We start from the raw sequence: 25,117 nt of genomic DNA, 5'->3' as shown, positions 1-25,117 counted from the left end.
CTTCATTACAGTAAGTGATTTTTTTATATGCTGCCAAAAAAATTTGCATGCGGCCTTAAGGATATACTTGGATATAATGCATTAAAGATCAGACAGAAACAAAATGACGATCATTCAAAAAAGCAAAATAAAAAGAAAAAAGAAAAAATGGGTTTAGGATAACCAGTCGGTGACCGGTTCTCCGCGATTGATCTTGTTCGCTGTCGTGTATGCATCGTACATGCCCCATAGCCATACTATGAATATCACAGGTATCAGGCATATTCCGATAATGAAGAATGATAGTACTATCATCGCAAAAATAACTACAGCATAGCCTATGATCGCTATTATACCCTTTTTGATCTGGCCGTTATATATTTGCCCCAATCCGGGAAGGAAGAAAGAAAGTATCAGTGCCAATAATGGTTCCTTGATCTTGATCCCTGCCGGCGATGGTGCGGCCATGTATGGCTGGGCTGACGGCCCTGCTGATGGTGCGGCAGAAGGTGCGGCATAGGTTGTCTGTCCTGCCATCTTTTCAGCGCAGGACATGCATACGAGCGCTCCTGCGACGTTCATCGAACACGATGAGCAGACAGATTTTCCGCACTTGGTACAGGTACCCACAGCGTCGACATCCGGGTGTTTATAACATTTCATTTTATTCACCTCAACACTTATCGCATGATCATTAAGCGATATTATGCATAATTCGTGAATGTTCTATTAAATATTTCGATGCTTTTTACATAATTTAGGAATAATAAAAAAAACAGATGGGTTCATTCGAACCAATCTTCTACGACCTCTCCCCTGTTGATCCTTTCGGCAGTCGTATATGCATCATAGACTGCATATATCCAGGAGATCAGCGGTATGAATAATATTGGAAGGCAGCAAAATGCCCCGACACCCAGCGTAAAGATGGATATTAGCACATATCCCGCGACAAGGACGCCGCCAAGTATCAAGTTACCAAAGATAAGAATAAGACCTTTTTTTACCTGGCCGTTATAGATCTGTCCAAGCCCTATGAGAAGACCGCTTACAAGACCGCCTATGAGTGATAAAAGTAACGCTACCACAGGGTCTTTTTTAGTGGCCGGGGCTGTCCCGTATGCAATAGTACCGGTGACAGGAGCCTGGCTGCATTGCCTGCATACTATATTCCCATCGATACTGGCCGCACACTCGGAGCAGACCGGTCTTCCGCAGCGGACGCATGTTCCCGTAGAGTCTGCCTCCGGATGGATATAACATTTCATTATTTCACCTCTGACCGGAACGCCCATGACCGGACGTCCAGATGATATTGCTATTATACCTTAATATAAAAATATTTCCGATATAAACTATAAAAAAGTGAGCATATGCTTCCATATGCCCTTTTAATCTCAATAATAGATTCCCATGTTTATTCTTTCTGCTATCTTATGCGCATCATATGCCGCCCACAGGTTCACTATGAGGGGGATGAAGAATATCGGAAGCCAGCATAAAAGCCCGAAGCCTGCTGTGAACATAGCCGTTATTATGCCACCGAAAAGATATACTGCCGTTATCACTCCCCACAGGATAATGTAGCCTATGAAGAAAATTGCGCCTTTTAATATTTTACCGTCATAAGCCTGTCCCAGTCCCGGGATCAGGAATGATAATACCGCTGCAAGGAACGGTGATTTTCTTTTTACATAATCTACCATATTTCACCCTCCACACTTAATGCCCGTTTTTACAGGCAATCATTCGTCATGGATCACTTGACAGATCGTATTTTGAGGATAAAGAACGATAAATACATTGATCTATCTTCCCCACCATCGAGCCTGTTTATTTCACATCATTAAAATTTTCGAGCTATCAAGCCAAATCTTTAAAGCCTTAGTATGTTAGCTCATGATTAAATAAATTTTGTCATTATCATGCCGGAAGGGAAAATTTGCTTGAGATCCTTATATTTTAAAAAAATAATTGAATATATACATTATTTAATTTTTAGAAATATTATTGCATAATAGTTTAGTACATAATTATTTTTTTATTAAAGGAAATCATTATAAGCTTAAGCAACCGATTTTAAAAAAGAGGTGGTTACCTTTGTACGAACAGGAAAGTATGAAGAAAGTATCTTCAGGTTCCTTCCTTGATGACTATTTCCATATCACGGAAAGGAACTCTAACGTTAAGACTGAGGTGCTCGCCGGAATAACAACGTTCATGACAATGGCATATATCATTATCGTGAACCCGATAATATTATCCGGCGCAGGTATGGACTTTAAGGCAGTATTTGTGGCAACATGTCTTGCCGCGGCGATAGCGACCCTATTGATGGGGCTGGTGGCGAAATATCCGTTCGCACTGGCTTCAGGGATGGGCCTTAACGCAGTAGTGACATATGGAGTCGTCATAGGGCTGGGACTTAGCTGGCAGACAGCTATGGGCATCATATTCATCGAAGGCGTATTGATAACGCTGCTTGTTCTGACGAACCTTCGTGAGCTCGTCATGGATGCGATCCCTAAGTCGCTTAAGGTAGCCATAGGCGTTGCGATAGGTATATTCATAGCGTTCCTTGGGTTCAAGGATGCCGGACTGATGGTAGCTAACCCCGCGACATACATAGCATTCGGCAACATTGCGAACCCGACTGTAATAATTTCACTTATAGGTCTTTTTATTATTATCGCGCTTATGGCCTTCAGGGTAAAAGGCAGCATTCTTTATGGCATACTTTTAACGACAATATTAACGGTCGGTATCTGCCTTGCAGGAGATACGGTAGGGTTCGCGTTCAATGCTTATGCGAATCCGGCACTTCCCGGCACCATAGAAGCGCTACCGGCAGGTGCGAGTAACATGCCTTCAGGCTATTCCGGCATTGTCGAATTACCTAACGCAGCGACCTTATCCACAATAGGCCAGTTAGACATCATGGGCGCTTTATCATGGGGCATCATCCCGGTCATATTCGCTTTCATGATGGTGGATTTCTTCGACACTATGGGAACGGTCGTCGCAGTAGGCGGACAGGGCAAAATGCTCGATAAGAACGGCAAGCTTCCGGGGCTTAAGAACGTCCTGCTCGTCGATTCGGTCGCAGCGATGCTGGGAGGCTTGTTCGGGGCTAGCTCAGTAACGACATACGTAGAAAGTTCATCAGGGGTGGCGACAGGAGGACGTACAGGCCTGACATCCGTCGTAGTGGCGGTATTATTCCTGATAGCCATGCTCCTGGTGCCCCTGGCATACTTTATACCGGGAGCGGCAGCAGCACCGGCTTTAATAATCGTCGGTTTCCTGATGATGACCTCGATAAAAGAGATACCGTTCGACATACTCGAAGATGCGCTTCCGGCGTTCCTTACCATTGTGGCTATGACGTTCACGTTCAGCATAGCGAAGGGTATCGGGTTCGGTTTTATCGCATATTGCGTAATAAAGCTGTTCTCTGGCAAATGGAGAGACGTACACCCGGTAATGTGGATAGTTTCCGCAATATTCGCCGTATACTTCATCTTCGTATCGAGCATCATATAAGAAAAAATAGTGGAGAGATGGCCTCCACTTTTCTTTTTTACAGTTTATTTTAATTTTTTGACATTTTTACCTGTTAACGGATCGTGACATAAACCCTATAAGACACTCATCTAAATCTAAGAGAGATCACTATGAGGTCCATGATAATTACTATAATGATAGGGTTATTAGTGATATCATTCACATTTCCGGTCTTCGCAGAGCGGGCACGGGCAAGGGCGACCAGTACGGGCAGTATCCTGGGAAGGTCATGAAAGATACGGGCGGCGTGCCCGAAGACGTTACCGTGGCTGTAAGTATCCTTAACTCGTCTGTTCCCGAAGACTATTTTTACGCTAACACGACCGTGGACATGGACGGTAATTTTGTATTCATAAACCTCCCGTCCGGCGAATATAAAGTATACTTATACGGAGATCACGTCGCTTATGGATATTCTAACAGACTGGTGGTGTCGAATGACAGCACGTCGTCCTGTGCCATACTTGTCAGGCCTAGACCGTATGGAGTGAACATTCATGCAAAGCCCATATCGCTATCGTATAGCGACGCTAAGACGAACGTTACGATAACGGTCTATGACCATTACGGAGACAAGGTCGGCGCAGGATGGTTCATAACAACATACACGAATTCGGGATATACGGACATGCCTTACGGATATACAGATAAGAACGGTATGTTCACTACGATACTGAGGTCAGCGCCGTTTGAGATGTATAAAGAGATAAAGGCGTTCAGGCTGAACGACGACGGCCAGTATTACGCAATGTCGGCTACATACACCGAAAAGTTCGATGATGGTTAAGTAAAGATCATACACGCCCCGTCACTGATCCCGACACCCCAGCCGACACCGGCAGACACCCCTTACGTGCCGCCGGTAGAGACACAGGCTTCCGAGGTCATTGTTTCAACCGCACCTACGCCTGCCGCCACACCGGGTTTCGGTTTGATATCGGGCTCGATAGCATTCATGTCAATACTGGCTATCATGAATATCATCAATAGACGAGAAGGATAAGATCTTAAAAACGTAAACTTATTTTTTTAATGTCGGTATCAACATTATATGGGCCGATACTCCAGTCGCTATCAATATCAAAAACATTACAAGTAATAGATTTTCCATAACAATGAATAGGGATATCGCCATTGTGGACCATAGCATCCCAATTGTTAATATTTTCGCATTTAATGCGATACCTTTACCTTCCCGATAATTCTTTATATAGTTCCCGAAGACCTTATTGTTGATCAGCCAGTCATAGAACCTTTTTGAACTTACCGCATAACAGGCGGCGGCGAGCAGAAGAAATGGCGTCGTAGGAAGTACAGGCAATATCACGCCTATAATCCCGACGAATAGAAAAAAAGTGCCGGCGACTATCAATGCCCCCCGTGCAATATTATTGAGCAATCCGCGCATATTTTTTATAATACCCTTATCGCCTTCAACACCATAGTTATCCAAAGAGTACCCACCAAAAACTAATAAGAATATATTTATAAAAATCTTTTTATCATTATATTTAAAAATGTTCGGTTCTACACCAAATATACCTTAATATATAAAAAGCTATAAAAAAGCCACCCTTTACTATCAAAATGCCTGACACATTTTAAATAATTTTAGTAAATTTAATATCTAATACCATACATATGTAAAACGTTTAATTATACTGATTATAATTAAAATGAGCAATTACTAAGTATATTTAACATAAATATGTAAATATAAAATTATAATAATATTAATTATAAGTAAGGTCAAGGTTTAAGTGATACAATGAGCCAATTTGACATCGTCGCGATAGGGACATCGGCCGGAGGCCTAAAAGCGTTAACGGAAGTATTATCAAATTTACCGAAGGATTTTCCTGTCCCGATACTTATCGTACAACATCTTGACCCGCGCCATAAAAGCCTTATGGCCGAGATATTACAGAGACACAGTGATATGAATATAAAAGAAGCGGAAGACGGTGAAGATATAAAAAATTCGACGGTATACATTGCTCCGCCTAACAGACATATGCTGACAACCGATAAAAAGATAGAGCTCACAAAAACTGAATTCGTCCATTTTTCCCGTCCGTCCATAGACCTATTATTTGATTCGGTGGCAGCCGATTATAAAGACAGAGCGATCGCAGTCATACTTACTGGTTCCGGGATGGATGGAGCGATAGGCATCAAAGCGATAAAGGAAAATGGCGGAACAACAATAGCACAGGATAGCAGGACATCCGAATACTTCTCAATGCCGGATACGGCGATAAAAACAGGATCCATCGATTTCATCTTACCGCTAAATGAAATTGCGGGCGCCTTAGTGAAACTCGTTACTATAGAACCAGGTGAGCAATAAATGCCGGAAGAAAGACAAAACGATATGGAAATCACAGATTTGGAAGAAAAAGAGCTCAATGCATTATTACAAAAAATATTTGACCAGCGCGGAATGGATTTCAGGGATTATAAAAAGGCCAGCATTAAACGCCGCATACAAAAGCGGCTTGATGAATATCATTTAACGTCATACGCGCAGTACATGAATTTACTGGATAAGAACCCGGATGAATATACAAAGCTATTCGATACGCTGCTTATTAATGTGACCGAGTTCTTCAGGGACCCGGAAGCATGGGAAGTCTTAAAAAAAGAAGTGCTGCCGGAGATACTTTCAAAGAAAAAGAAAGGAGACACCATCAGGTTCTGGAGCGCAGGATGCGCTACCGGAGAAGAGCCATATACTGTTGGAATATTGCTGGCGGAGATACTGGGTGACTCTATAAGTGATTATGAGATCCGCATATATGCCACGGATATTGATGAGAATGCGCTCACTGATGCCAGAAGGGGCCTGTATAAAGCCGAGAAGCTCAAGAATGTCAGCGAAGGCCTTATTGAAAGATATTTTACATACGAGAATGGCCTCTACAGGATAAGCAAGCTGATCCGCCACATGGTCGTTTTCGGGAGACAGAACCTTGTGGTGGACGCCCCGATATCCCATCTGGACCTTATTCTCTGTAGAAATGTCTTAATATACTTTAATATTGACCTTCAGAACAAGCTCCTGCTAAGGTTCCATTATGCTCTTGAGAGATATGGTTACGCATTTTTCGGAAAATCCGAATCCATGCTGATAGGCTCAAGGCTATTCAGGATAACAAATAAAAAATGGAGAGTATTCCAGAAATCTCCTGAAGCCATAGAGATAATGACCCCGGCTGAAAGACGCCATACCGTAATTGAAGAAAGCATGATAGACCAGGCGATAGTCGAGGCGAGAAGAGAGATCAAGTCCATTGACTTTTATAATCAATCCATAATCCAGAACATTAACCTTGGCCTGATAGTGATCGACAGGAATAATATCGTGATGACATGGAATAAGGCCGCGGAAGAGCAATTATATATCAAGTCCGAATATGCTATCGGCCGCGATCTCTTTGACCTGGGGGTGGATGAGCGTCTCCCGAATATCAAGGACCGGATAAGCGAAGTGATACGCACGAAAAAGATGGCCAGGATGGAGGAAATTGAGATAATCAGCTATAAAGGCGAGAACAAGTACCTTAACATAACGATCACCCCGCTCATCGACTCCAGTAATATGATGAGGGGCGTTATAATCATTACCGACGACGTGAGCGATACCAGGATACTTAAAGATAATCTGATGAAATCGAACCAGGAATTACAGGCACTTAACGAACGGCTGGAAACGACTAACGAGGAGCTTATTTCCACGAACGAGGAGCTCGAGACGACCACAGAGGAGCTTCAATCGACTGCAGAGGAGCTGGAGACAAGCAACGAGGAGCTTCAGTCGACTAATGAGGAACTGGAAACAAGCAATGAAGAGCTGAGGTCCATAAACGAAGAGCTGGAAGCCACCAACGAGGAGCTTAAAGAAAGGACGGAAGAGCTTGTAGACCTCAACATGTATAACCATGCGATAGTGGAAAGCATGAACCAGGGGCTTATAGTGCTGGACAGGTATGGCATAATAACCACATGGAACCCTGCGGCAGTAAAAATGTTCGATATCAGCGAGGATGAAGCTGTCAACAATAGTTTCTACAACATTGACCCTGAGTTAGCGATCAACAGAGACGATATGAGACAAAACATCAAGAAAGTGATCGAAAATAAAAAAGCCATATATAGCAGGCGCCAGGAATTCGTTACAAAGAATGGTGAAAAGAGGTTTTTAAATTTCAGGATCATACCACTAAAAGACATCCACGACGGGACGACTATCGGTGTCATGCTGATAATGTATGATGTGACAAAAGAGAAGAGAGACGAAGAGGCCCGTATGATGCTTTCAACCATCGTCGAATTCTCACATGATGCGATAATCGGCGAAAACCTGGACGGTATGATACTTAGCTGGAATTCGGGGGCGGAAAAATTATTCGGGTATTCAAAAGAGGAGATATTAGGCAGATCTCTTACTATACTCTTGCCGCCCAACCGTATCGATGAAGTTCCAAAAGTCCATGAAAAGATAAAGCATGGAGAACTCGTCGATAATTTTGAAACGGAACGAATGACGAAAGACGGCAATATCATTAAGGTATCATTGACTATGTCCCCGGTAAAGGATACATCAGGCAATGTGATAGGTGCATCCTCAATAGCGCGTAAAGTCAGAGATTAAAATAAAACTTATGAGGAAGAGAAGATCGGCGGAGGTGTATACTTTTAATATGGATGAGAATCAGGACAGGGCAAAGGAAAGCCTTATCGAAGAGCTGGAGTTCTTGCGTGACCGCATTAAAAAGCTGGAACAAACAGAGATCGAGAAGGAAGTAGATGCTAATTTAATTACCGGTGTATTGGACCGATCTCACGATGCCATGATCCTTCTTGATACCGAAGACCGCCTGTGCTATATAAATGATGAGGCCAGACATATATTCAACATTAGAAATGAGGCCATGGGAGAGATATTCTGGGCGATATACCCAAAGTCGACCACTTCGATCTTTTACAAAGAATATTTTAGAGCGAAACAAGATAAAAAATTTATAAGATTAGTAGAGCATATCCATGCTCAAAACAAATGGTATGAAGTACATATATCCCCTGCTTCGAATGGGACGCTATTGATATTATATGATATTACATCGCGGATGCACATTGACGAGATAATAAGGCTCGTGCACTATACGATCAATAATTATTCCGACGCCGTTTTGTGGGTAAAACCTAATGGAAGGCCTTTTTATGTAAATCGGGCAACTATCGGCTATCTTGGTTATGAGTATAATCAATTACTAAATATGAGAATTTTTAAGTTGATACCTGATTTTTCAGAAGAATACTGGCCAAAGATCTGGAAAACCATTAAAGATAAGAAGCACATTGAATTCGAATCGGTATTGCAAAATATGGAAGGAAAAGCTTTCTCGGTCGATATCTCATGTGATTACATAAATTTTTTTGATAAAGAGTATATTTGCGTTAATATTCACGATATTACATCGCGAAAAACGATCATGGATGAGCTTGCCAAAAGTGAGGAGAAATATCGCGAACTTGTAGAAAATGCTAATAGTATGATCGTACGAATGGATGTTAATGGCAATATAAATTTTTTTAATGAGTTCGCACAAAATTTCTTCGGATATAAAAAAGAGGAGATCATCGGGAAGAATATCCTTGAAACTATCGTACCAGAGACCTCCTCGAAGAAAGAGGACCTGAGATCGAAGATCAGGTATGTCATACAACACATCGAAGAATATCCCCATATGGAAAATGAAAATATTCTTCGAAACGGCGAAAGAGTCTGGATATCATGGACTAATAAAGCGATAAAGGATAGCAAGGGAGATATCGTGGAGATCCTGAGCGTGGGTAACGATTCGACAGAGCTAAAAAGATACCAGGATGAACTGGAAAAGGCAAAAACACAGGCAGAACTATACATGGACCTGATGAGCCATGACATAAACAATATGAACCAGATAGGGATCGGATTTCTTGAACTGGCCTTAGAAACCCAGGGAATTGATGAAAACGTTAAGCAACTTTTGCTAAAACCCCTCGATGTGCTAAGAAATAGCTCTTACCTGATACAGAACGTGAATAAACTTCAAAAAGCCAGAGAAGGCGTGATCAGGAAAGAGAGTGTTGACCTGGAAAAATTATTAAAGGAGGTAATTTCACGATATACGCATATCGCCCGAAGAGAAGTCCGGATAGAATACAGCTCTGAACAAGGATGCACTGTCAATGCAAATGAACTGTTGCTGGATGTTTTCACTAACATAATAAGTAACTCTATCAGACATTCAACAGGCCCCCTGGCCATCGGAGTTCAAATGTCTAAAATACAAGAAGGGGAGACAGAATACTGTAAGGTAGAAATTGAGGACAATGGCCCGGGCATACCTGACGATGTTAAGGATCGCTTATTTGATCGTATGAGAAAAAGAGAAGCCAAAATAGCAGGAAAAGGTCTTGGGCTATATCTGGTCAAGGCGCTCATAGAAAGTTTTGATGGAAAAATATTGGTAGAAGATCGAGTAAAAGGCGATTTTTCCCGGGGCTGTAAATTCATTGTGTTATTGCCCGCGGTAAAAGATGCCGTTTAACGGGAACATATGAGCATTTAATAAATAAAAATATTTTAACAGCCGGCTATCCGGAAAAATAATAAAAAAATTAAGTTATCCGATCCTTTTAACCGCTTCGACCATGTTGGAAAGCTTGGTAAAAGCCGCCTCTTTTGTCCTCATGCGCATACCGCAGTCAGGATCTATCCACATGTTCTTCATGCCGATCTTTTCGATCCCGGCCTTTATTCTCTGCTCTATCGTTTCCACGCTCTCGATATCGTTTATCGATGTATCGATACATCCGTATCCTATTATCTTATTATAAGACTCTATTAGCTCTTTGTCCATCGCATCCAGATTTTTGGAAGCAGAGAATTCATGGTCGAGGACCATCACGTTCGTTTCGAGCAATTTCTTGAAAATAGGGCGGATGTCGCCGCATACGTGCATTACCGGCGTATCTATGTTCTTAGCGATGATATTGACAGCCCTGATGCCGACCTCCAGGTCTGCGTTCACGCTGAAAAACGGCTCGTCTATCTGGATGATCTCCGCGCCGGCTTCGGATAGCGCCCTGGCCTCCGCTGCCTGGGCATATGCCAGGTCGTATATCAGTTCAGGGTCGGAGTTAGACTTATATGGCGAGCTTTTTTCAACGACGGAGCTCTTTGCCATTGTCGTAGGCCCGGTGACTATTCCTTTTACTTTCGCCTTAGTCAATTTTTTTGCGAACTTATAGTCCGCCACAGTGGCCGGCCTGTCGGGAACGTCTATCCTGCCCACGACTTTATAGCGATTATCTTCTTTTTTGTACCCGCTAAGGTTCATCGCGAATATCCCCACCATATCCGCGCGGACCTGCCCGTCAGATATCACGGACACCCCGGCTTTTTCCTGGTCCCGGACGCATATCTCTATAGCTTTCCTTATGTCTTCCTCGCTACTGATCTTTATTCCTGCAGGATAGCTGCCTACTACTGTAGTGACCATCATGATATTTACCACATAAAAATTATTAGTCATTCACGTTTTTAATCTTCATCAGCGAAAATACTTACTATTTTTTGTGACCTTACATCGACAAGACCGTTACAGGTCAATTTTAACTCTGGCACCACCGAAAGCCCCAGGAAGCTTAGCCTCATCGCGGGATTTTCAAGGCCGGAGCCCATCTCATGCAGCTTATCCTTGATATCAAGCTGAATACGCGCTATTTCTTTTACAGGCATATCCGCCATTAGTCCCCCGTAAGGCAATGAAAGCTCGCAGGATATCCTGCCGCCGTCAGAAATGACTATCCCGCCCCTGATCTCTTTCAGGCGCCGCACAGCGTTAATAATATCATCGTCATTTGCCCCCAGCGCTATCACGTTATGGCTATCGTGGGATATTGTCTGGGCGACGGCACCGCGCTTGATACCGAAACCTTTTACGAACGCCGCGGAAACTTTCTTTGGCCCCGGGTATCTCCTTATGGAGCATATCTTCAGAAGATCGTTATCCGGAGATGCTGCTATCTTAAAGCCGGAGCATCGGGCTTTAAGCATTATCTCGTCGGTATATATGCTATTATCCTGCACGCCTATTACCCTTATGAGCCTGTCCCTATCGCACCTGACAGCAATATCATCTTTTGAAATATCAGGGATGTGGACAGTGTTTTTTCTGGCCTCCCGGGGATATACGGGCGTAAAGCCGGCGGAACTGAAAGGCCTGCCGTTAATTAAAACATCCTCTATCTTTAATTTTTCAATGTCATCCAGTAATATGATATCGGCAGGATAGCCCGGCATGATCGCCCCCAGCGGAAGACCGAACCTCTCTGCAGGGTTGATCGTCGCCATCTGTATTGCCCTGACAGGGTCTATGCCTTCATTTATGGCCTCTCTGACCAGATGGTCCATATGCCCTTCAGCAAGGATAGCCAGAGAATCGCGGTCGTCCGTTACGAGCATTATTCGCCTTGTATCTTTGATCTTATCCGCTACATGTATGACTTCCTTCAGGTTTTTTGTACAGGCTCCCTCCCTTACCATCAGCCACATGCCTTTTCGGACCTTTTCGAGCCCCTCGTCGAGCGTTACGCTCTCATGGTCCGAGCCGACGCCTGCAGAGATATAAGCGTTAAGCTCCCTGCCGGTAAGTCCGGGAGCATGGCCGTCAATTATCCGGGATATGCCCAGCTTATCCAGAATATCCTGCTCGCCGTCCAGCAAACCCTTAAAGTTCATCATCTCGCCGATACCGATGACGGAAGGGTACGCGAACAGCTTTTTGATCTCCTCAGCGCTGATTATGCTATAAGACATCTCCAGAGGTGAAGCTGGAACACAGGAAGGCGCAGTGAAAAATATCTTGATATAAGAGCTGCCGGCATCTTCTATAAAGTTACATAAGCCTTCAAATCCGGTAGCATTTGCGATCTCATGGGGATCGGCCACGATAGCAGTAGTACCCCTCGGGGCGACGGCGCGGGAGAACTCTACGGGACTGAGCATGCTGCTTTCAATATGCACGTGGCCGTCAATGAAGCCGGGACAAAAATAGTTACATCTTATGACCTTATTTGCGTCATAGTCCCCTATGCCCACGATATTGCCATTAAATATCGCTACCCCGGTCTCCTCTATTTCCCCCGTCAGAGTGTTCACCATATTCCCCTTTATGACAAGGTCTAAAGGTAATCGTCCCAGAGCTGCCTGAATATTATCCTTTAGCATAAATAAGGTCCCTTATTATGATGTACTTATTTTTAATAAAAGATATTAGAAAATGTTTACCCTCAAAAAAGGTAAAAAGAAAAAATGTATTATGCTTTTATCTTCTTTATTAACCAGGCTATATTTTCTGCCAGGTTCCTGACGGTCCTGATAGCCTCTTCGTCATACTCGACAGCGCCCATGTCCATCGCATAGCCTACGTTCCAGTATGTAGAGCCGGGCACGATCATGCCGTTGATATAAAAGAAATAGTTCATCTGGGCGAAAGTGAAATTAGCGCCTGCCCTTCTTGCTACGGCGATCGCAGCCCCGACCTTCCTGTTTAAAGCCCGGTCCTTCTTTAATGCTATCAATCCGGCCCTGTCGATCAGGGCTTTGATCTGCGGCGTTGCCGAGCCGAAATAGACCGGGCTTCCGAGAATAATCCCGTCCGCTTCTTCCATTTTGGCGAATATTTCCTGAAAATCGTCCTGTATCTGGCAATCCTTCATCATGTTACATGCATAGCAAGCCTCACAGGGAGCGATCTTCTTTTCTCCCAGGTGTATAAGCTCTGTGTCAAATCCTTCTTTCTTTAATACTTCCAGAGCTTCTCGTATGAGATATTCAGTATTGCCGTTGAACCTTGGACTTCCGACGATGCCGATGACCTTGTACATTATTTGTTATCTCCTTTCGATCGTTTTTGACTTAAGCAATTAGTGATTAGGCTTATTATATTTATATCCTTACGCAAGGACGACAATGTTTATGAACAATAAATATTGATTGGACGTGGGGAAAGATCATGAAAACGTTCATATTGGTCTACGAGGGGTTCGTGCAGTTCGAGATAGTCATAGCAAGCCTGTTCATGAAACATAAAGGGGAGGTCATCACTGTCGCTCTCGAGGAGAGGGAAGTGACATCCTATGAAGGATTTATCACGAGGCCGCATAAATTGCTCAGGGACGTAAATATCGATGACGTCAATCTGTTTATCATACCTGGCGGCGACATGGCAGCAATATATGATAGCCAGCTTCTGAACAGGACGTTGAGGCAGTTGAATGAAAAGAAAAAAGTCATCGCCGCCATTTGCGCAGGCCCTGTGCACCTCGGCAGAGCGGGAATATTAAACGGAAAAAGATTCACTGCCTATGATATCAATGGCCATGAGGAAGATTTTAAAAATGGCATCTTTATAGATGAAAAGGTCGTAATTGACGATAATATCATTACTGCAAAACCTAACGGGTATGTGGACTTCGCGATCGAGATAGGCAAAAAGATGAGAGTCTTTAAAGATCAAAAAGAACTGGTTGAAACCATAGACTTTTATAAATATTTCAAAGAAACAAATTAATTCTTTACATTTTTAATGTACATTAAGGAAAGCATTAAAACTATAAATGCCAATATTCAATAAATCGCTATTTAAAGTAATGAACAAATAGATCTTAGATATTTTCTAAACAAACAAGAGAAGGGGGAGAAACAATAAGACAGGATATTACAATAATAGCGGGATTGGCAGTATTTCTCATATTTTCTGTATTTACGCTCACCTCTATCGCCTTATTCCCCGATGGGTTCAGCCCTTTTGAGAACTGGATAAGCGACCTGGGGAATTCTGAGTATAATCCGTCAGGATCCATGATATTTAATATCGGGTGCATGATCACGGGGATCTCTATGGCGCTATTCTTTATCGGGCTAAAAAGACATTATACTACGGAAAAGAATAAAAGAAACATGACACTGACACTTGCCATGGGCCTGTTTTCATCGTTCTCGCTTATAATGATCGGGATATTCTCCGAAGACTACCCGCAAGAACATACGCTATGGTCAGGGATATTTTTCGTGGCATTGATCATTTTTATGATATTGGCGAACATAACGTTGATGAAACATAAGGGATTTTTTAAGCCTATCGGCTATTATGCCTTTGTCATCATAATGCTGGACCTTGCCCTTATAGTAACAAAAGTCATGGGAATGAAAGTGCCGATACTCGAGTGGCTGACAGTCTTCGCTTCGATCATATGGATACTGCTTCTCGCCTATAACATTCATATCGGTAAGCCATCGGTACATCAAGCATGAAAAGATTTTTATGTTGACCTATATTAACAAAATATCATCGTCATTTTAGGCTTCATCCTGACACCCTATCATAAGCAATGCGATGTCGACAGCGTTCCCGATATCATACTCCTCGTTCATTCTCAAGATGTCGGTACTATTATCTTCAACATATTTTTTGCCGGTTTTTATATCATTTATGAAGCTTATCATCTTATCACCGAATTTTCCATAGAGAAATGATCATAGTACTGGTAAGATAATTGTCCGCGATTTTTATATTATCATGAAGAGTCGTATATTTCCGGTAAAAGAAGTAAGTTCTTCATATAATCTAATTAAGGATATTTAGAATATATATTAAAAATAAAAACAGTTTAAAAAAGTTGAATTATGATTCGGGCTCTGTCCCCTTTTTGCCGGCCAGGAAATCCGCAGGGTTCTCCTTTACAGGAGGGATACATTCTCCACATACAGTAAAGTCCTGTCCTGCAAACTTGACCGTAGTGCACTTATTGGAATGCTGCCTTCCGCAAGCATCACAGTACGGTAGCGATGACTTTTTTTGAGTCACTATAGAAGGATTTTCTCTTACGCTCGCCGCGCAGCGTTTACAAACATCATAACGGTTGCCTTCTATGAGCATGGATTCTCCTTCGGCCCAGAATGCGGCTCCGCAAACATTACAGGTTGCCATATCATCCCCCTAACTACTAAATAACACAGATATTTAATATTCTTTGATTTTTATTACGAGTAAAACGTATAAAACAGGAATAATCATAAAAATGGTCCCGGCACAAAATAAATATCATAACGTAAGGACTCTGCCCGAGAGCTTTTCCCATTTTCGCAGGAATACTTCGTTGCTTACTCCGGGGAAAGTATCGATGATGCAAATATCGCATGAAGGTACGGGACCGTCAAGCTTTCTCAGGTCGCCGTGATACACTTCAATTTCCACGTTCCCCGAGGCTTTTGCCACCAGTACAGGCACCCCTGCGATCTGCGGGAGCCCTTCAAGCTCGCAAGTTCTTTCCATCCGAACGCCAAGAGCCGATGAGTTAACATCGATGTTTATCAGAATGTTCCTGACCGCCGGAAGCCATGCGTCATTTAAGACTACCTTTTTAGCGCCCGACAGCGCCGCAAAAAGCCCCAGTGTACCGACGCTGGCGAGGCCGTCCACGACGACCTTGCCTTCGAGCATGCCTTCGAGAAATAGTTTTTCGATCATTTTTATCTTTATGGAGTCGTTCCTCCGGAACTCGATGTGCATCTCGCTTTGATTTCTGTAGAACAGAAGATCGCCAAGCATGGATGACACCAGGTCCGCCCTCATGTCGCACCCCGCCATCAATTCATATAGATATGGCTTGCGGTCAGTGTCAAGCAAGCCTACGCTCTTCGACGGATTTTCCGATCTTTTTAATATCCCCTTGATCTCGGGAACTTGATCGATGATCTGACCTGCCGTCTTTTTATCGACGTTGTCGGTGACCAGGATAAGACTTCTCGAGCCCAGTCGGGGAGGTTCGAGCAGCGGGACCCCATACTCGATAAGAGGCGTCCCTGTATCTTTTAGCGCAGAGCTTTTTCCCTTTTTCTTGTTCTTTATAAGGATCTCAAGGGCGTGCGCCATAATATGGTCCATATGCCTTTTTCCGCAGGAGGGACATCTTTTGGCATCGATCCCAAATGTCAGCCCGAGTTCGTTAAAAGGAGCGGTCTTATCCAGCGGAGCCGCGTTGCGGCACTTACCGCAGGGAGCGTATATGCTTGAAGCCCGGTCCAGCACATACTCGAGCGGCCTTATACAATCCTCACTACCGCAGGAAGGGCATATCATGATAATCAACAACCTTCTAATCAATTAAGTGACCTGACTATTAATCCATTCCGGTAATATCCATTAATATGAAATTTCTACTAACTGAAAATCCTTAAATATGATGTTATCGAAATTTATAGCACATGACCGATGCAGCATTCTTATCCGACAGGGGGAACGTGTTCGATGAGTACTTTAAAGAGCAAGGATATGTTTGCAACCAGATAGGTCCGCATGCTTTTGGCTCCCCGTTCTGTCAACCATGTAAGCTTTTGATCATTCCATCGGGTTTCGCCGATCCGAAATATTATAAGGTGTTGCCGGCGCTGGACAGGAACGTGGAAAAGATCAGGGAGTTCATTGAGAACGGCGGCGTCCTGCTCGTCTTTGGCGCCATGCTCACGGATTATACGTATGACTGGCTGCCGATGAATCTTAGCTATCATATGCATTTCAAAAATAAAAACGTCCGGCTGGTAAAGCCTGACAGCCCGGCCGCATTGCTTAAAGAGCCCGGCATGCTTGATTGTGACGGGTATTTCACGGAAAGTGACGGCGACATAGTAATGGAGCTGGAAGACGGTAAACCGGTCGTAGTCGAAAAGAGCATCGGCAAAGGCTATGTGATCGCTTCGGCACTTCACGAATACCCTGACAGGAGATTTCTTGACTGGGCCTGCGGTAAAGACAGAGTTACACGGACCATATAAGGATGAAAATATGCCAAAAGAAGCAAAAGACTTAAAACAATTATTTTTACAGAAAAAACCATGCTTGATCCTGCTTGCGATATCGAATATCAAAAAGCCTTACGTATCGGTCTTGATGAAAGAGGCTGAAACGACGTTCGCGCATACGACCAACACGCTGTCCGAGTTCGAGTCGTACGGGCTCGTCGAGTTCGTGAACGAGGGCAGGGTAAAGTATGTTAAACTGACCAGGTCAGGTAAAGAGGTCGTAAGGATCGTATCGTCCCTGTATAAGCTCCTGAACGGCGACGGTGTCTTAAAAGCCCTGGACAGGATCGAAAAAAGGCTTGATACGCTGGAAGAGGCCATCAAGAAAGGGAAGGATGACGAGAAGGCGGTCAGGCGGCTTGTCAAGCGATTCAAGAGCATAGGGGCTCAGATGGGATCTTTAAAGCTCGAAGCGCTAAAATACAGTAACGATGATCTCGACACGGTTATCCGCCGGATGGACGAGAGGATCGAATATATTGCAACAAAGTTCACTCCGGAAGAGCTTGCCGAAGAAGCATCCGAAATAAAATAGCAGGGTTAGTTTCAGCATGCACAGGATAAAGGTTAATAGTCACATGGTAAATAAACACCTGGTGTACTATGAACTTCATACATGCTGCGGACATACACCTGGGATACAGGCAATACGACCTGGACGAAAGGTTCAGGGACTTCGGGAACTCATTCCTCGAGATCGTTAAATATGCTATAGCGAGCGGATCGGATTTCGTGCTGATCTCAGGAGACCTTTTTCACAACCGCAACATTAACGCGCCGACCTATACCCAGGCGCATCATGTGCTCACGTTATTAAAGGATGCAGGGATACCCTGCATAGCCATTGAAGGAAATCATGACAGGCCATTCCTGAAGGACGGTATGTCCTGGCTGGATACGCTGGAAGCTCAGGGACTTTTAAAATTGATCAAACCGGGCGCTGACGATATCATGTGCAATTACATCGACATCGCCGGCACTAGGATATTCGGCTTATGCTATGCGGGGTCGTCGACATCATCGTTGATACCGCGTATCGCCGAAGAGATAAAATTCATAAATTCTGCGAACCGTCCGCAGTACACCATACTGATGATGCACCTCGGCGTCGAGGGAAACATGAAAGGTAAGATCATAGGGGAAGTGACTTACGAGGAACTGGCAGCATTAAAAGGTTCGGTCGATTACCTGGCATTAGGCCATTACCATAATAGGTATGAAGTGGACGGGTGGGTATATAATCCCGGAAGCCCCGACACGTGCTCCGTCTCGGAGGTAAGCGGAGATAAAGGCTTTTATCATGTAAAGGACGGCGTGCCTGAATTAAGGTCTGTCGATCCCCGTAAGTTCATTATGATCAATATTAACGTAGACGATCATCTATCCGCGGACTCGCTGCTGAAAGAGCTTCAGTCAAGGCTGGATAAGGAAGACGTTACGGAAAAGCAGCCCATCGTAAACGTTATTTTTCAGGGCTGCCTGAACTTTTCAAAAACGCATATCGACCAGGATATAATTAAGGAAATGGTCGCTTCGAAACATAATCCCCTTTATACGAGCATAAAGTTCGACCTTACCAATGATGAGTTCTGTATATCCGACCTGGAGACGGAAGGGATAGACCGCTCGTTAATAGAGCGCGAGGTTTTACGAAGGCTTGCTATATCGGACAGCATGCTGTCACCGTTCTGCGACCTTTTCGCCTCATCCGTGTCCGAGATAAAGGACATGGCCGCAAAAGGAGCCGACGGGGAAAGCATTGACAGGTCGCTAAGGAAGACTTTCGATGAGATAAAGAACGGCAAACCTGTATCTATCGAAAGAAAATCGAAGAGGGAGAGCACGCTGGAAAAAGCGGAAGTCATGGATATCCCGACGCTGCCGGAGGAGATAGAAGAGGAGCAGGGCGGAATATGGGACTGGAGGAAAAAGGCATGAGGATCAAGAGCGTCTCTTTAAAGAACATCAAGAGCTATAAAAACGCAGAGATACGGTTCTCGGAAGGCATCATAGGCATCTCAGGCCTGAACGGCTCTGGAAAATCCACGATACTGGAGTCGATAGGCTACGCGCTTTTTGATTACCTGCCATATACGCAATCCGATTTCGTTAGAAAGGGTGAAAAAACCGGAGATATTGCCGTAAACATAACAGGCGCTGACGGAATGGACTACACGGTCGTCAGAAAATGCGGCTCTACCCAGTCTTATTATATAGTGGACAGTTTCGGCATGAAAGTAGATGGTAAAGACGAGGTAGGCGATAAGCTATGCGAGATCCTCGGTTACAAGGTGCTTGACATTAACCAGCTAAGGTCGCTTTTTGACAATGCCGTCGGCGTATTACAGGGCACTTTCGTCTCGGAATTCCTTGAGAGCGCCAGTAAGCGAAAGGCAATATTCGACCCGCTGCTGCGTATCGATGAATATAATCTTGCCCATAAGAACCTCCTGCCGGTAAAAAATTCGGTCAAAGAAAGGATAGAATCGATGGAGAAGGAGATCAGCTTTCTTGAAGGGAAAGTGTCGATACTGGATAAGCTGACGGAAGAAAAAGCTACGATAATCGACGGATTAAAGATAAACGAGACCGGGCTTGAATCGAAAAAGTTAGAGCTTGCCGATATTAAAGATAAGAAAAATAGAATGGATACGATCGAGAAGGAAATAGGAGAGCTGGAGAGCGGATCAAAAGTCATAGACACAGAGATCAAGAACAGTAAAATGCTTCTCTCGAGGTCGCTTTCCCAGATGGAAGTTTGCGAGGCCGCGGAAAGAAAAGTCATTGAAAACAAGGATAAGTATGACCTTTATAAGGCTAAGCTGGAAGAGAAAGAAACCCTCGATAAAAGAAAAAATGAAAAATACGAACTATTGCTGAAGCAGAAGTCGCTTGACGCACGGGCTGAAGAGCTTCAAAGGCGCCTGTCTGAGCATGATAATAACCTTAAGGAGATCGAGCGCTCCGAGAAAGATATGGAAGATATCCGGCCGGCGGTGAAAGAGCAGGAAAAGCTGGAAGAAGAAAAGAACCAGTTAATGTCGATGATCGCGGCTAAAAAGATAGAGGCCTCGCGGACTCGTGAAAGGATGAGCTCGCTTAAAAACAATAAAGGGAACATATGCCCCATACTTATAGACGTGGAATGTAAGTCCGTATCCGATTTTTCCAGCTATTTCAATAAGATGATAGAGCAGACGGATTCCGAAAAGTCCGCGCTCGAGGATAAAGTCCTTGACATCATCACAAGGATCAAGGAGCTTGGCGATCCGAGATTAAAGCTCGGAATAATGCAGGATTCCGTCAAAAAGCGAGACAGGATCCTCCAGGAAAGGGAAAAATGCTCTGCTGACATCGCTTCGGTAAGATCGCAGATAGAGGAGATAAGAACCACACTATCAGGCTATGAAGAAGTCGATGCTTTGCTGAAGAGGATCAACGATGAGCTAAGGGACCTGAAGCCGGCATACGAAGAATACCAGCAGAACATCAAGCAGGCCGGCGCAAAGAAAGAATGGCAAAAAGCCGTAACATCGGCACAGGCCATGGTAGAAAAGTATGAAAAAGACCTTGCAGTGATAAATGTCACGCTTGAGTCAAAGAAAGGCTCTTATGACCGTGACGTCCATAACGGGCTAAAGACGGCATACGATACCTTGACCGCATCGATAGCATCAATATCATCCATGATAGAGTCGATGAACAAAAGGCTTGAAGCGATAAATGCCGAGATAACGAGGATCGAAGGATATCTCAAAAAGATCGACGATATGAAGGATAAATGTTCCGTCGAGGTCGAATACCTGAGGTTCATAGATATCGTCAGAAGCGTTATCAAGGAAGCCGGGCCCGAGATCATTAAGGTTTACATAGAACTGATCTCAAAAGAAGCGACCAGGATGTATTGCGAAATAGCCGGGGACCATAGCGTAGAGATAAGATGGAAGGATGACTATGAGATCGCGCTTATCGAGGATGGGCGGGAGAAGGTCTTTAAACAGCTTTCCGGAGGGGAGCAGATGAGCGCGGCGCTGGCCGTCAGGCTTGCCATCCTGAAGATACTCACCAACAGCGACGTAGTATTCCTGGACGAGCCGACACAGAACATGGACGAGAACCGCAGGCAGAACCTTGCGCAGGAGATAATGCGCATTAAGGATTTCCCGCAGATGTTCATCATTTCGCATGACGATACGTTCAATTCGAACCTGGAGAAAGTCATAGAGATAGAAAAGATAGACGGTGAAAGCAGGGTCAGGGGGAATGCCTGACGCTTGACATTAAGCTGCTTTCCCGTGAGCTTTTTTTAAGGAAAGATGATATCATCGGGCTGGAACATGAAATATCGTCCGCAAGTAAAGATTATTATGATAAGCTTCCGATGCTAGATAACATCGACAGGTCCGCAAACGATAGGCTCCCGCGTTATTCCGGTTGCAGGGTCTATGAGGAAGGGCCGTTCGTAAGGAAGTCCGAAAACAGATTCCAGAACAGGAAGCAGGCAACCGACTGGGCGCTAAGCATTCTTAAGGGTAAAGCGGTGGCGGCGGTCGACGGCAGCCAGATATTCCCTTCAAGAGAGATATCAATATCGATAGGTCTGGCACAGGCATGCATGGTCGTGAACAGGCATAAGGACGGAGGAGCCTATGACCTGTCCTCAATAATGTCGATAGTTGTTCCGGGCGATTTTGAGAAGCTCGGCAGTAACTTTTCCTATTCGCAGGCACCCGTATCTCTAAAGCGGTTCGAGCTCGAATGCGAGCGCATAGCAGAGTTCATGACATCGGAGCCGGGCTCGCTGATCTTTCTGGACGGCTCGATCGTTCTTTCTTTTATCAACCAGGTCGATGAAAGGCTGCGAGAGAGATATATCAGCGCAATGGTGAAAGTGCTCGATACTTCCGAAAAGACGCGGACACCAGTGGCAGCGTTCACCGACCTGTCGCTGAACAGGGATATCGTCACGTTCATGCAGAAATATTTCCGGCTGCAATATAACCCGTATCTAAAAGACGTTCACCTCATCAAACGTGTGCTGGAGTGGGGTGACAGGACGCGGGTGTTTTTATCGGACCGTGATGACAGGTCCGGGAAAGATAATCTATCAGTCCTTGACCGTTACGGAGAATACCGTAATTCCGTGGCATTCTTCTACTTACAGACAAGCGGAGAGCTTCCGTCGAAGGTCGAGATCCCCGAATGGTGCTGCAGGGAAGGGCTGACCGACAGTATAGCAGACATCGTACGGGCCGAATCCATAATACGCCCCGGATACCCGGACATCATCCACAGGGCACATGAATTCGCGAAAATCAGCCAGAGCGAGAACGAGCTATTCAATGGCATGCTGGAATCGTTCGCGGCACAGAATGATATAAGGTTATATAGAAGCGCTAAAGAATTTAATAAGCAACTGGGGATGAAGCGATGAAGGTAGGTTCGGTCGTACAGGTCAAGTCGTTCTCTGACTATGTGGTGAAGGTGCCGGTGGACACCGACGAAGGATATATCCCGGTCTCGAAAGTTACGGCAGGCACATACGTTTCCGTAAGTTCGGATGACGGAGAGATCATAGGGATCGTTACGGATGTTCTGCACAGCGTTAAAGAAGACTACCTGCCATTTATGGCGGGCGACAAACAGGATATTTTCATACCTTACACAAGCGATTACAGGAACTCTTACCTTTTAATAAAAGGCATAGGCAACATACAGGAAGGAAATGCCAGCCACAGCCTTGTCTTTGCCCCGAGGATCAACGATCCTGTCAGGATCATGGAGACCGCGGAGATCAGGGCATTCCATACTTCAGGGGACGGAAAGCCCACATTTTCTTACTACAGGAAATTATCAACCAGTATGGACCCCGAAATTGTTACCGGGGCGATCGACAGGGTGGCATGTGCAATGCCTGAATGCCTACCGCTCCTAAAGGCGTTAAAAAAGCATACGGAGAACCAAAAATGAAACCCATAGGCATCGTACGCGACGTTGAAGAGAACGACGTTAACTTCATCTCATCCATAAAACTAAAGTCAGGCGATTTTGTCATATACAGGGATAGATGGGTGGATAATGAACGCCCGGTGCTATGCAGGGTAAACTATGCGAGATCGCTGAGGACATACCCTGACGAGTTCATTATGAACAGCGATATCAGCCCCGCGCAAATACTGGAGTTTAGCGGGATGGATGCCGACGACTATAGCAAATACCTTATAACGGCATCTGTCATAGGTTATTTTAACGAGGCTTTCAAAGAGTTCAGGCATCCGCGCACTATGCCGGATAGCGGCGAATCGATATATCCTGCAGATAATAACTCACTAAAGGACATTTGCAAGATAGGGTACGGATCAAAAGGCTCGGCGTTCATCGGGACCATTCCGGGCTCAGACGTGCCGGTCGCGATCAGCGTTAAGGACGTCGTAAGCCAGCATTTAAGCGTCATAGCGGCCACCGGGAGCGGTAAAAGCTATACCGTAGGCGTCATCCTGGAAGAGCTGATGAAGCCGGACAACAGAGCGGCAGTGATGGTAGTCGACCCTCACGGAGAGTATACGACCCTTTCAGGTATGCAAAACTCGCAGGAGTTCAGGCAGGATGATTACCGGCCGTCAGTAAAGATATTCAGGAAAAATAATATCAGGCTGAAGGTAAGCGAGCTTGACATTGAGGACTTTTTAGGTATGCTAGGCCTTACAGAAAAAATGGAGGCTTTTTTCGTAAAGGCATACTACAACCTGCCTGATAACAGGAACTTTAAAAAGACAGACCTTAAACGCGAGATCGAGATGCTGGCAGACAGCACGAACGAGTCCACGATAAAGGGAATAATATGGAGATTCGAAAGGGCGATGAGAAGCTCCATTTTTGACGATTACCAGCATACCCCTCTTCAGGAGCTATTTAACGTCGGGCAATTATCCATACTTGACGTCAGCGGCCTTGGCCAGGGGGAGCAGCAGCTGATAACATCGGTGCTGCTTCGCAGGCTGTTCGACGCGAGAGAAGGCACAGTGAACCAGCATTACGAAGAAGGCAAAGAGAAGGAAAAATACCTTCCATATCCTGTGTTCGTCGTACTCGAAGAAGCCCACAGGTTCGCTCCGCAGAACGGAGAGGCGAAATCAAAGTCGATACTTAAGACGATACTATCCGAAGGCCGTAAATTCGGCATTGGCGTATGCATGGTCTCACAGAGGCCTTCAAAACTTGACAGCGACTCGCTATCGCAATGCATGACACAGGTCACGATGAAGATCATCAACCCGGTTGACCAGAACCAGATAGCGTCAAGCATCGAGAGTATGAGCAGCGAAATATTGAACGACCTTCCCGCACTGTCAAAAGGCGAGGCCATAGTATCGGGAGTTGCGATAAATACTCCGGTCCTGGTACGCATAAGGCAAAGGATCACGGACCATGGCGGGATAAGCAGGGATGCCCCGGAAGAATGGGCGGCGCAATGGAAGAAAAAAATGGAAAATGGCAAGATACCTGCATTGAACAGGAAAGATTACAAGTTATTTTAAGGAAAAATTTGTATAAATTGTACATACACTAAGGTAGTATAAATTTATATATCTATTATTTCTACTAACATTTGTAAAATTCATACAAATAATTAGTCCGATTGTATCAGGATGGTAATTT

The 25,117-nt window shown here is 44.6% G+C and carries 27 protein-coding genes; 16 read left to right on the top strand and 11 right to left on the bottom strand.

From position 1 onward, the window contains the following. Positions 1-27 precede the first annotated feature (27 nt). Positions 28-162 (top strand): hypothetical protein, encoded by a 135-nt coding sequence (locus CUJ83_RS15725; protein WP_255668475.1) that lies wholly within the window; start codon positions 28-30, stop codon positions 160-162. On the opposite strand, the gene CUJ83_RS09575 is transcribed toward CUJ83_RS15725, so the two are convergent. From CUJ83_RS09575 to CUJ83_RS09565, 3 genes are all read right to left on the bottom strand, one after another. Next, complete coding sequence (locus CUJ83_RS09575) at positions 154-642, bottom strand: PHD finger domain-containing protein (protein WP_230742082.1); 489 nt, start codon at positions 640-642, stop codon at positions 154-156. The genes CUJ83_RS15725 and CUJ83_RS09575 overlap by 9 nt on opposite strands. A 122-nt stretch (positions 643-764) precedes the next feature. Then, positions 765-1,247, bottom strand: coding sequence for a hypothetical protein (locus CUJ83_RS09570; protein ID WP_230742081.1), 483 nt, complete (start codon positions 1,245-1,247; stop codon positions 765-767). A 129-nt stretch (positions 1,248-1,376) separates the two neighbouring features. Then, complete coding sequence (locus tag CUJ83_RS09565; protein ID WP_230742080.1) at positions 1,377-1,685, bottom strand: DUF5683 domain-containing protein; 309 nt, start codon at positions 1,683-1,685, stop codon at positions 1,377-1,379. Positions 1,686-2,097: 412 nt separating this feature from the next. Here CUJ83_RS09565 and CUJ83_RS09560 point away from each other — a divergent pair, with 412 nt between their 5' ends. The 3 genes from CUJ83_RS09560 to CUJ83_RS09555 all read left to right on the top strand — a co-directional run bounded on the left by CUJ83_RS09560 (position 2,098) and on the right by CUJ83_RS09555 (position 4,330). Then, positions 2,098-3,522, top strand: coding sequence for an NCS2 family permease (locus CUJ83_RS09560; RefSeq protein ID WP_369424101.1), 1,425 nt, complete (start codon positions 2,098-2,100; stop codon positions 3,520-3,522). Positions 3,523-3,653: 131 nt separating this feature from the next. Next, on the top strand, positions 3,654-3,776 hold the full coding sequence (locus CUJ83_RS15720) for a hypothetical protein (RefSeq protein ID WP_255668474.1): 123 nt from the start codon (positions 3,654-3,656) through the stop codon (positions 3,774-3,776). Beyond that, positions 3,773-4,330, top strand: a complete 558-nt coding sequence (locus CUJ83_RS09555; protein ID WP_230742078.1) for a hypothetical protein — start codon at positions 3,773-3,775, stop codon at positions 4,328-4,330. Before CUJ83_RS15720 ends, CUJ83_RS09555 begins: the two co-directional genes overlap by 4 nt. A 62-nt stretch (positions 4,331-4,392) precedes the next feature. On the opposite strand, the gene CUJ83_RS15715 is transcribed toward CUJ83_RS09555, so the two are convergent. Both CUJ83_RS15715 and CUJ83_RS09550 read right to left on the bottom strand, forming a co-directional pair. After that, a complete protein-coding gene (locus tag CUJ83_RS15715; protein ID WP_255668473.1) occupies positions 4,393-4,527 on the bottom strand; it encodes a hypothetical protein in 135 nt (44 codons plus the stop codon). A gap of 37 nt (positions 4,528-4,564) precedes the next feature. Beyond that, positions 4,565-4,996 carry a YbaN family protein gene (locus CUJ83_RS09550; RefSeq protein ID WP_230742077.1) on the bottom strand — a complete coding sequence of 144 codons (432 nt, stop codon included), beginning with the start codon at positions 4,994-4,996 and terminating at the stop codon, positions 4,565-4,567. A gap of 315 nt (positions 4,997-5,311) precedes the next feature. Between CUJ83_RS09550 and CUJ83_RS09545 the strand changes: the two genes are divergently transcribed. The 3 genes from CUJ83_RS09545 to CUJ83_RS09535 are packed head-to-tail and all read left to right on the top strand — an operon-like array spanning position 5,312 to position 10,139. Then, entirely contained in the window at positions 5,312-5,893 is a 582-nt protein-coding gene (locus CUJ83_RS09545; RefSeq protein WP_230742076.1) for a chemotaxis protein CheB, read from the top strand. Next, complete coding sequence (locus CUJ83_RS09540) at positions 5,894-8,197, top strand: CheR family methyltransferase (protein WP_230742075.1); 2,304 nt, start codon at positions 5,894-5,896, stop codon at positions 8,195-8,197. It begins immediately after the preceding gene. Between the two features lie 49 nt (positions 8,198-8,246). Further along, entirely contained in the window at positions 8,247-10,139 is a 1,893-nt protein-coding gene (locus CUJ83_RS09535) for a PAS domain S-box protein (RefSeq protein WP_230742074.1), read from the top strand. Between the two features lie 75 nt (positions 10,140-10,214). Here CUJ83_RS09535 and CUJ83_RS09530 read toward each other — a convergent pair whose 3' ends face one another. From CUJ83_RS09530 to CUJ83_RS09520, 3 genes are all read right to left on the bottom strand, one after another. Next, complete coding sequence (locus CUJ83_RS09530; RefSeq protein WP_230742073.1) at positions 10,215-11,096, bottom strand: methionine synthase; 882 nt, start codon at positions 11,094-11,096, stop codon at positions 10,215-10,217. A 38-nt stretch (positions 11,097-11,134) separates the two neighbouring features. Further along, positions 11,135-12,823 carry an adenine deaminase gene (gene ade / locus CUJ83_RS09525; protein ID WP_230742072.1) on the bottom strand — a complete coding sequence of 563 codons (1,689 nt, stop codon included), beginning with the start codon at positions 12,821-12,823 and terminating at the stop codon, positions 11,135-11,137. 89 nt (positions 12,824-12,912) lie between these two features. After that, the gene (locus tag CUJ83_RS09520) at positions 12,913-13,482 is read right to left on the bottom strand and encodes a flavodoxin family protein (RefSeq protein ID WP_230742071.1); all 570 of its coding nucleotides are present in this window, start codon (positions 13,480-13,482) and stop codon (positions 12,913-12,915) included. A 128-nt stretch (positions 13,483-13,610) separates the two neighbouring features. Between CUJ83_RS09520 and CUJ83_RS09515 the strand changes: the two genes are divergently transcribed. Beyond that, complete coding sequence (locus CUJ83_RS09515) at positions 13,611-14,168, top strand: DJ-1/PfpI family protein (RefSeq protein ID WP_230742070.1); 558 nt, start codon at positions 13,611-13,613, stop codon at positions 14,166-14,168. Positions 14,169-14,332: 164 nt separating this feature from the next. Further along, positions 14,333-14,911: a DUF998 domain-containing protein gene (locus tag CUJ83_RS09510; RefSeq protein ID WP_230742069.1), complete on the top strand. Its 579-nt coding sequence runs from the start codon at positions 14,333-14,335 to the stop codon at positions 14,909-14,911. A gap of 45 nt (positions 14,912-14,956) precedes the next feature. Here CUJ83_RS09510 and CUJ83_RS09505 read toward each other — a convergent pair whose 3' ends face one another. From CUJ83_RS09505 to CUJ83_RS09495, 3 genes are all read right to left on the bottom strand, one after another. Next, complete coding sequence (locus CUJ83_RS09505) at positions 14,957-15,103, bottom strand: hypothetical protein (RefSeq protein WP_230742068.1); 147 nt, start codon at positions 15,101-15,103, stop codon at positions 14,957-14,959. A gap of 178 nt (positions 15,104-15,281) precedes the next feature. Then, complete coding sequence (locus CUJ83_RS09500) at positions 15,282-15,587, bottom strand: hypothetical protein (protein ID WP_230742067.1); 306 nt, start codon at positions 15,585-15,587, stop codon at positions 15,282-15,284. Between the two features lie 114 nt (positions 15,588-15,701). After that, positions 15,702-16,739, bottom strand: a complete 1,038-nt coding sequence (locus CUJ83_RS09495; protein WP_230742066.1) for a hypothetical protein — start codon at positions 16,737-16,739, stop codon at positions 15,702-15,704. A 125-nt stretch (positions 16,740-16,864) separates the two neighbouring features. On the opposite strand from CUJ83_RS09495, the gene CUJ83_RS09490 reads away from it, so the two are divergent. The 7 genes from CUJ83_RS09490 to CUJ83_RS09460 all read left to right on the top strand — a co-directional run bounded on the left by CUJ83_RS09490 (position 16,865) and on the right by CUJ83_RS09460 (position 24,996). Then, positions 16,865-17,431, top strand: a complete 567-nt coding sequence (locus tag CUJ83_RS09490) for a hypothetical protein (protein ID WP_230742065.1) — start codon at positions 16,865-16,867, stop codon at positions 17,429-17,431. Between the two features lie 10 nt (positions 17,432-17,441). Next, entirely contained in the window at positions 17,442-17,993 is a 552-nt protein-coding gene (locus tag CUJ83_RS09485) for a hypothetical protein (protein ID WP_230742064.1), read from the top strand. A gap of 68 nt (positions 17,994-18,061) precedes the next feature. Beyond that, complete coding sequence (locus CUJ83_RS09480; RefSeq protein ID WP_230742063.1) at positions 18,062-19,396, top strand: metallophosphoesterase family protein; 1,335 nt, start codon at positions 18,062-18,064, stop codon at positions 19,394-19,396. Continuing rightward, positions 19,372-21,729: an AAA family ATPase gene (locus CUJ83_RS09475; RefSeq protein ID WP_230742062.1), complete on the top strand. Its 2,358-nt coding sequence runs from the start codon at positions 19,372-19,374 to the stop codon at positions 21,727-21,729. Before CUJ83_RS09480 ends, CUJ83_RS09475 begins: the two co-directional genes overlap by 25 nt. A gap of 110 nt (positions 21,730-21,839) precedes the next feature. After that, positions 21,840-22,892 carry a DNA double-strand break repair nuclease NurA gene (locus CUJ83_RS09470; RefSeq protein WP_230742061.1) on the top strand — a complete coding sequence of 351 codons (1,053 nt, stop codon included), beginning with the start codon at positions 21,840-21,842 and terminating at the stop codon, positions 22,890-22,892. Further along, positions 22,889-23,428 carry a DUF8166 family protein gene (locus CUJ83_RS09465; RefSeq protein ID WP_230742060.1) on the top strand — a complete coding sequence of 180 codons (540 nt, stop codon included), beginning with the start codon at positions 22,889-22,891 and terminating at the stop codon, positions 23,426-23,428. The genes CUJ83_RS09470 and CUJ83_RS09465 overlap by 4 nt, the downstream gene beginning before the upstream one ends. Then, a complete protein-coding gene (locus tag CUJ83_RS09460; protein ID WP_230742059.1) occupies positions 23,425-24,996 on the top strand; it encodes an ATP-binding protein in 1,572 nt (523 codons plus the stop codon). The genes CUJ83_RS09465 and CUJ83_RS09460 overlap by 4 nt, the downstream gene beginning before the upstream one ends. The last annotated feature ends 121 nt before the right edge of the window (positions 24,997-25,117 follow it).

It is taken from the genome of Methanooceanicella nereidis (assembly GCF_021023085.1).
In the GTDB taxonomy this organism is placed as follows: Archaea; Halobacteriota; Methanocellia; order Methanocellales; family Methanocellaceae; genus Methanooceanicella; species Methanooceanicella nereidis.
The sequence above is the reverse complement of the archived record's forward strand: the minus strand, read 5'-3'. Positions and strand labels throughout refer to the sequence as shown.

Excerpts from the sequence above, each read along its gene's own strand:
- CUJ83_RS09560 (WP_369424101.1), top strand. The coding sequence starts at position 2,098 with ATGAAGAAAGTATCTTCAGGTTCCTTCCTTGATGACTATTTCCATATC.
- CUJ83_RS09565 (WP_230742080.1), bottom strand. The coding sequence starts at position 1,685 with ATGGTAGATTATGTAAAAAGAAAATCACCGTTCCTTGCAGCGGTATTA.
- CUJ83_RS09530 (WP_230742073.1), bottom strand. The coding sequence starts at position 11,096 with ATGATGGTCACTACAGTAGTAGGCAGCTATCCTGCAGGAATAAAGATC.
- CUJ83_RS09535 (WP_230742074.1), top strand. The coding sequence starts at position 8,247 with ATGGATGAGAATCAGGACAGGGCAAAGGAAAGCCTTATCGAAGAGCTG.
- CUJ83_RS09505 (WP_230742068.1), bottom strand. The coding sequence starts at position 15,103 with ATGATAAGCTTCATAAATGATATAAAAACCGGCAAAAAATATGTTGAA.
- CUJ83_RS09465 (WP_230742060.1), top strand. The coding sequence starts at position 22,889 with ATGAAGGTAGGTTCGGTCGTACAGGTCAAGTCGTTCTCTGACTATGTG.
- CUJ83_RS09490 (WP_230742065.1), top strand. The coding sequence starts at position 16,865 with ATGACCGATGCAGCATTCTTATCCGACAGGGGGAACGTGTTCGATGAG.
- CUJ83_RS09545 (WP_230742076.1), top strand. The coding sequence starts at position 5,312 with ATGAGCCAATTTGACATCGTCGCGATAGGGACATCGGCCGGAGGCCTA.
- CUJ83_RS15725 (WP_255668475.1), top strand. The coding sequence starts at position 28 with ATGCTGCCAAAAAAATTTGCATGCGGCCTTAAGGATATACTTGGATAT.
- CUJ83_RS09540 (WP_230742075.1), top strand. The coding sequence starts at position 5,894 with ATGCCGGAAGAAAGACAAAACGATATGGAAATCACAGATTTGGAAGAA.
- CUJ83_RS09555 (WP_230742078.1), top strand. The coding sequence starts at position 3,773 with ATGAAAGATACGGGCGGCGTGCCCGAAGACGTTACCGTGGCTGTAAGT.
- CUJ83_RS09515 (WP_230742070.1), top strand. The coding sequence starts at position 13,611 with ATGAAAACGTTCATATTGGTCTACGAGGGGTTCGTGCAGTTCGAGATA.
- CUJ83_RS09475 (WP_230742062.1), top strand. The coding sequence starts at position 19,372 with ATGGGACTGGAGGAAAAAGGCATGAGGATCAAGAGCGTCTCTTTAAAG.
- CUJ83_RS09485 (WP_230742064.1), top strand. The coding sequence starts at position 17,442 with ATGCCAAAAGAAGCAAAAGACTTAAAACAATTATTTTTACAGAAAAAA.
- CUJ83_RS09570 (WP_230742081.1), bottom strand. The coding sequence starts at position 1,247 with ATGAAATGTTATATCCATCCGGAGGCAGACTCTACGGGAACATGCGTC.
- CUJ83_RS15715 (WP_255668473.1), bottom strand. The coding sequence starts at position 4,527 with ATGATATTCATGATAGCCAGTATTGACATGAATGCTATCGAGCCCGAT.
- CUJ83_RS09480 (WP_230742063.1), top strand. The coding sequence starts at position 18,062 with ATGAACTTCATACATGCTGCGGACATACACCTGGGATACAGGCAATAC.
- CUJ83_RS09500 (WP_230742067.1), bottom strand. The coding sequence starts at position 15,587 with ATGGCAACCTGTAATGTTTGCGGAGCCGCATTCTGGGCCGAAGGAGAA.
- CUJ83_RS09575 (WP_230742082.1), bottom strand. The coding sequence starts at position 642 with ATGAAATGTTATAAACACCCGGATGTCGACGCTGTGGGTACCTGTACC.
- ade (WP_230742072.1), bottom strand. The coding sequence starts at position 12,823 with ATGCTAAAGGATAATATTCAGGCAGCTCTGGGACGATTACCTTTAGAC.
- CUJ83_RS09460 (WP_230742059.1), top strand. The coding sequence starts at position 23,425 with ATGAAACCCATAGGCATCGTACGCGACGTTGAAGAGAACGACGTTAAC.
- CUJ83_RS09470 (WP_230742061.1), top strand. The coding sequence starts at position 21,840 with ATGCTAGATAACATCGACAGGTCCGCAAACGATAGGCTCCCGCGTTAT.
- CUJ83_RS09520 (WP_230742071.1), bottom strand. The coding sequence starts at position 13,482 with ATGTACAAGGTCATCGGCATCGTCGGAAGTCCAAGGTTCAACGGCAAT.
- CUJ83_RS15720 (WP_255668474.1), top strand. The coding sequence starts at position 3,654 with ATGAGGTCCATGATAATTACTATAATGATAGGGTTATTAGTGATATCA.
- CUJ83_RS09495 (WP_230742066.1), bottom strand. The coding sequence starts at position 16,739 with ATGATATGCCCTTCCTGCGGTAGTGAGGATTGTATAAGGCCGCTCGAG.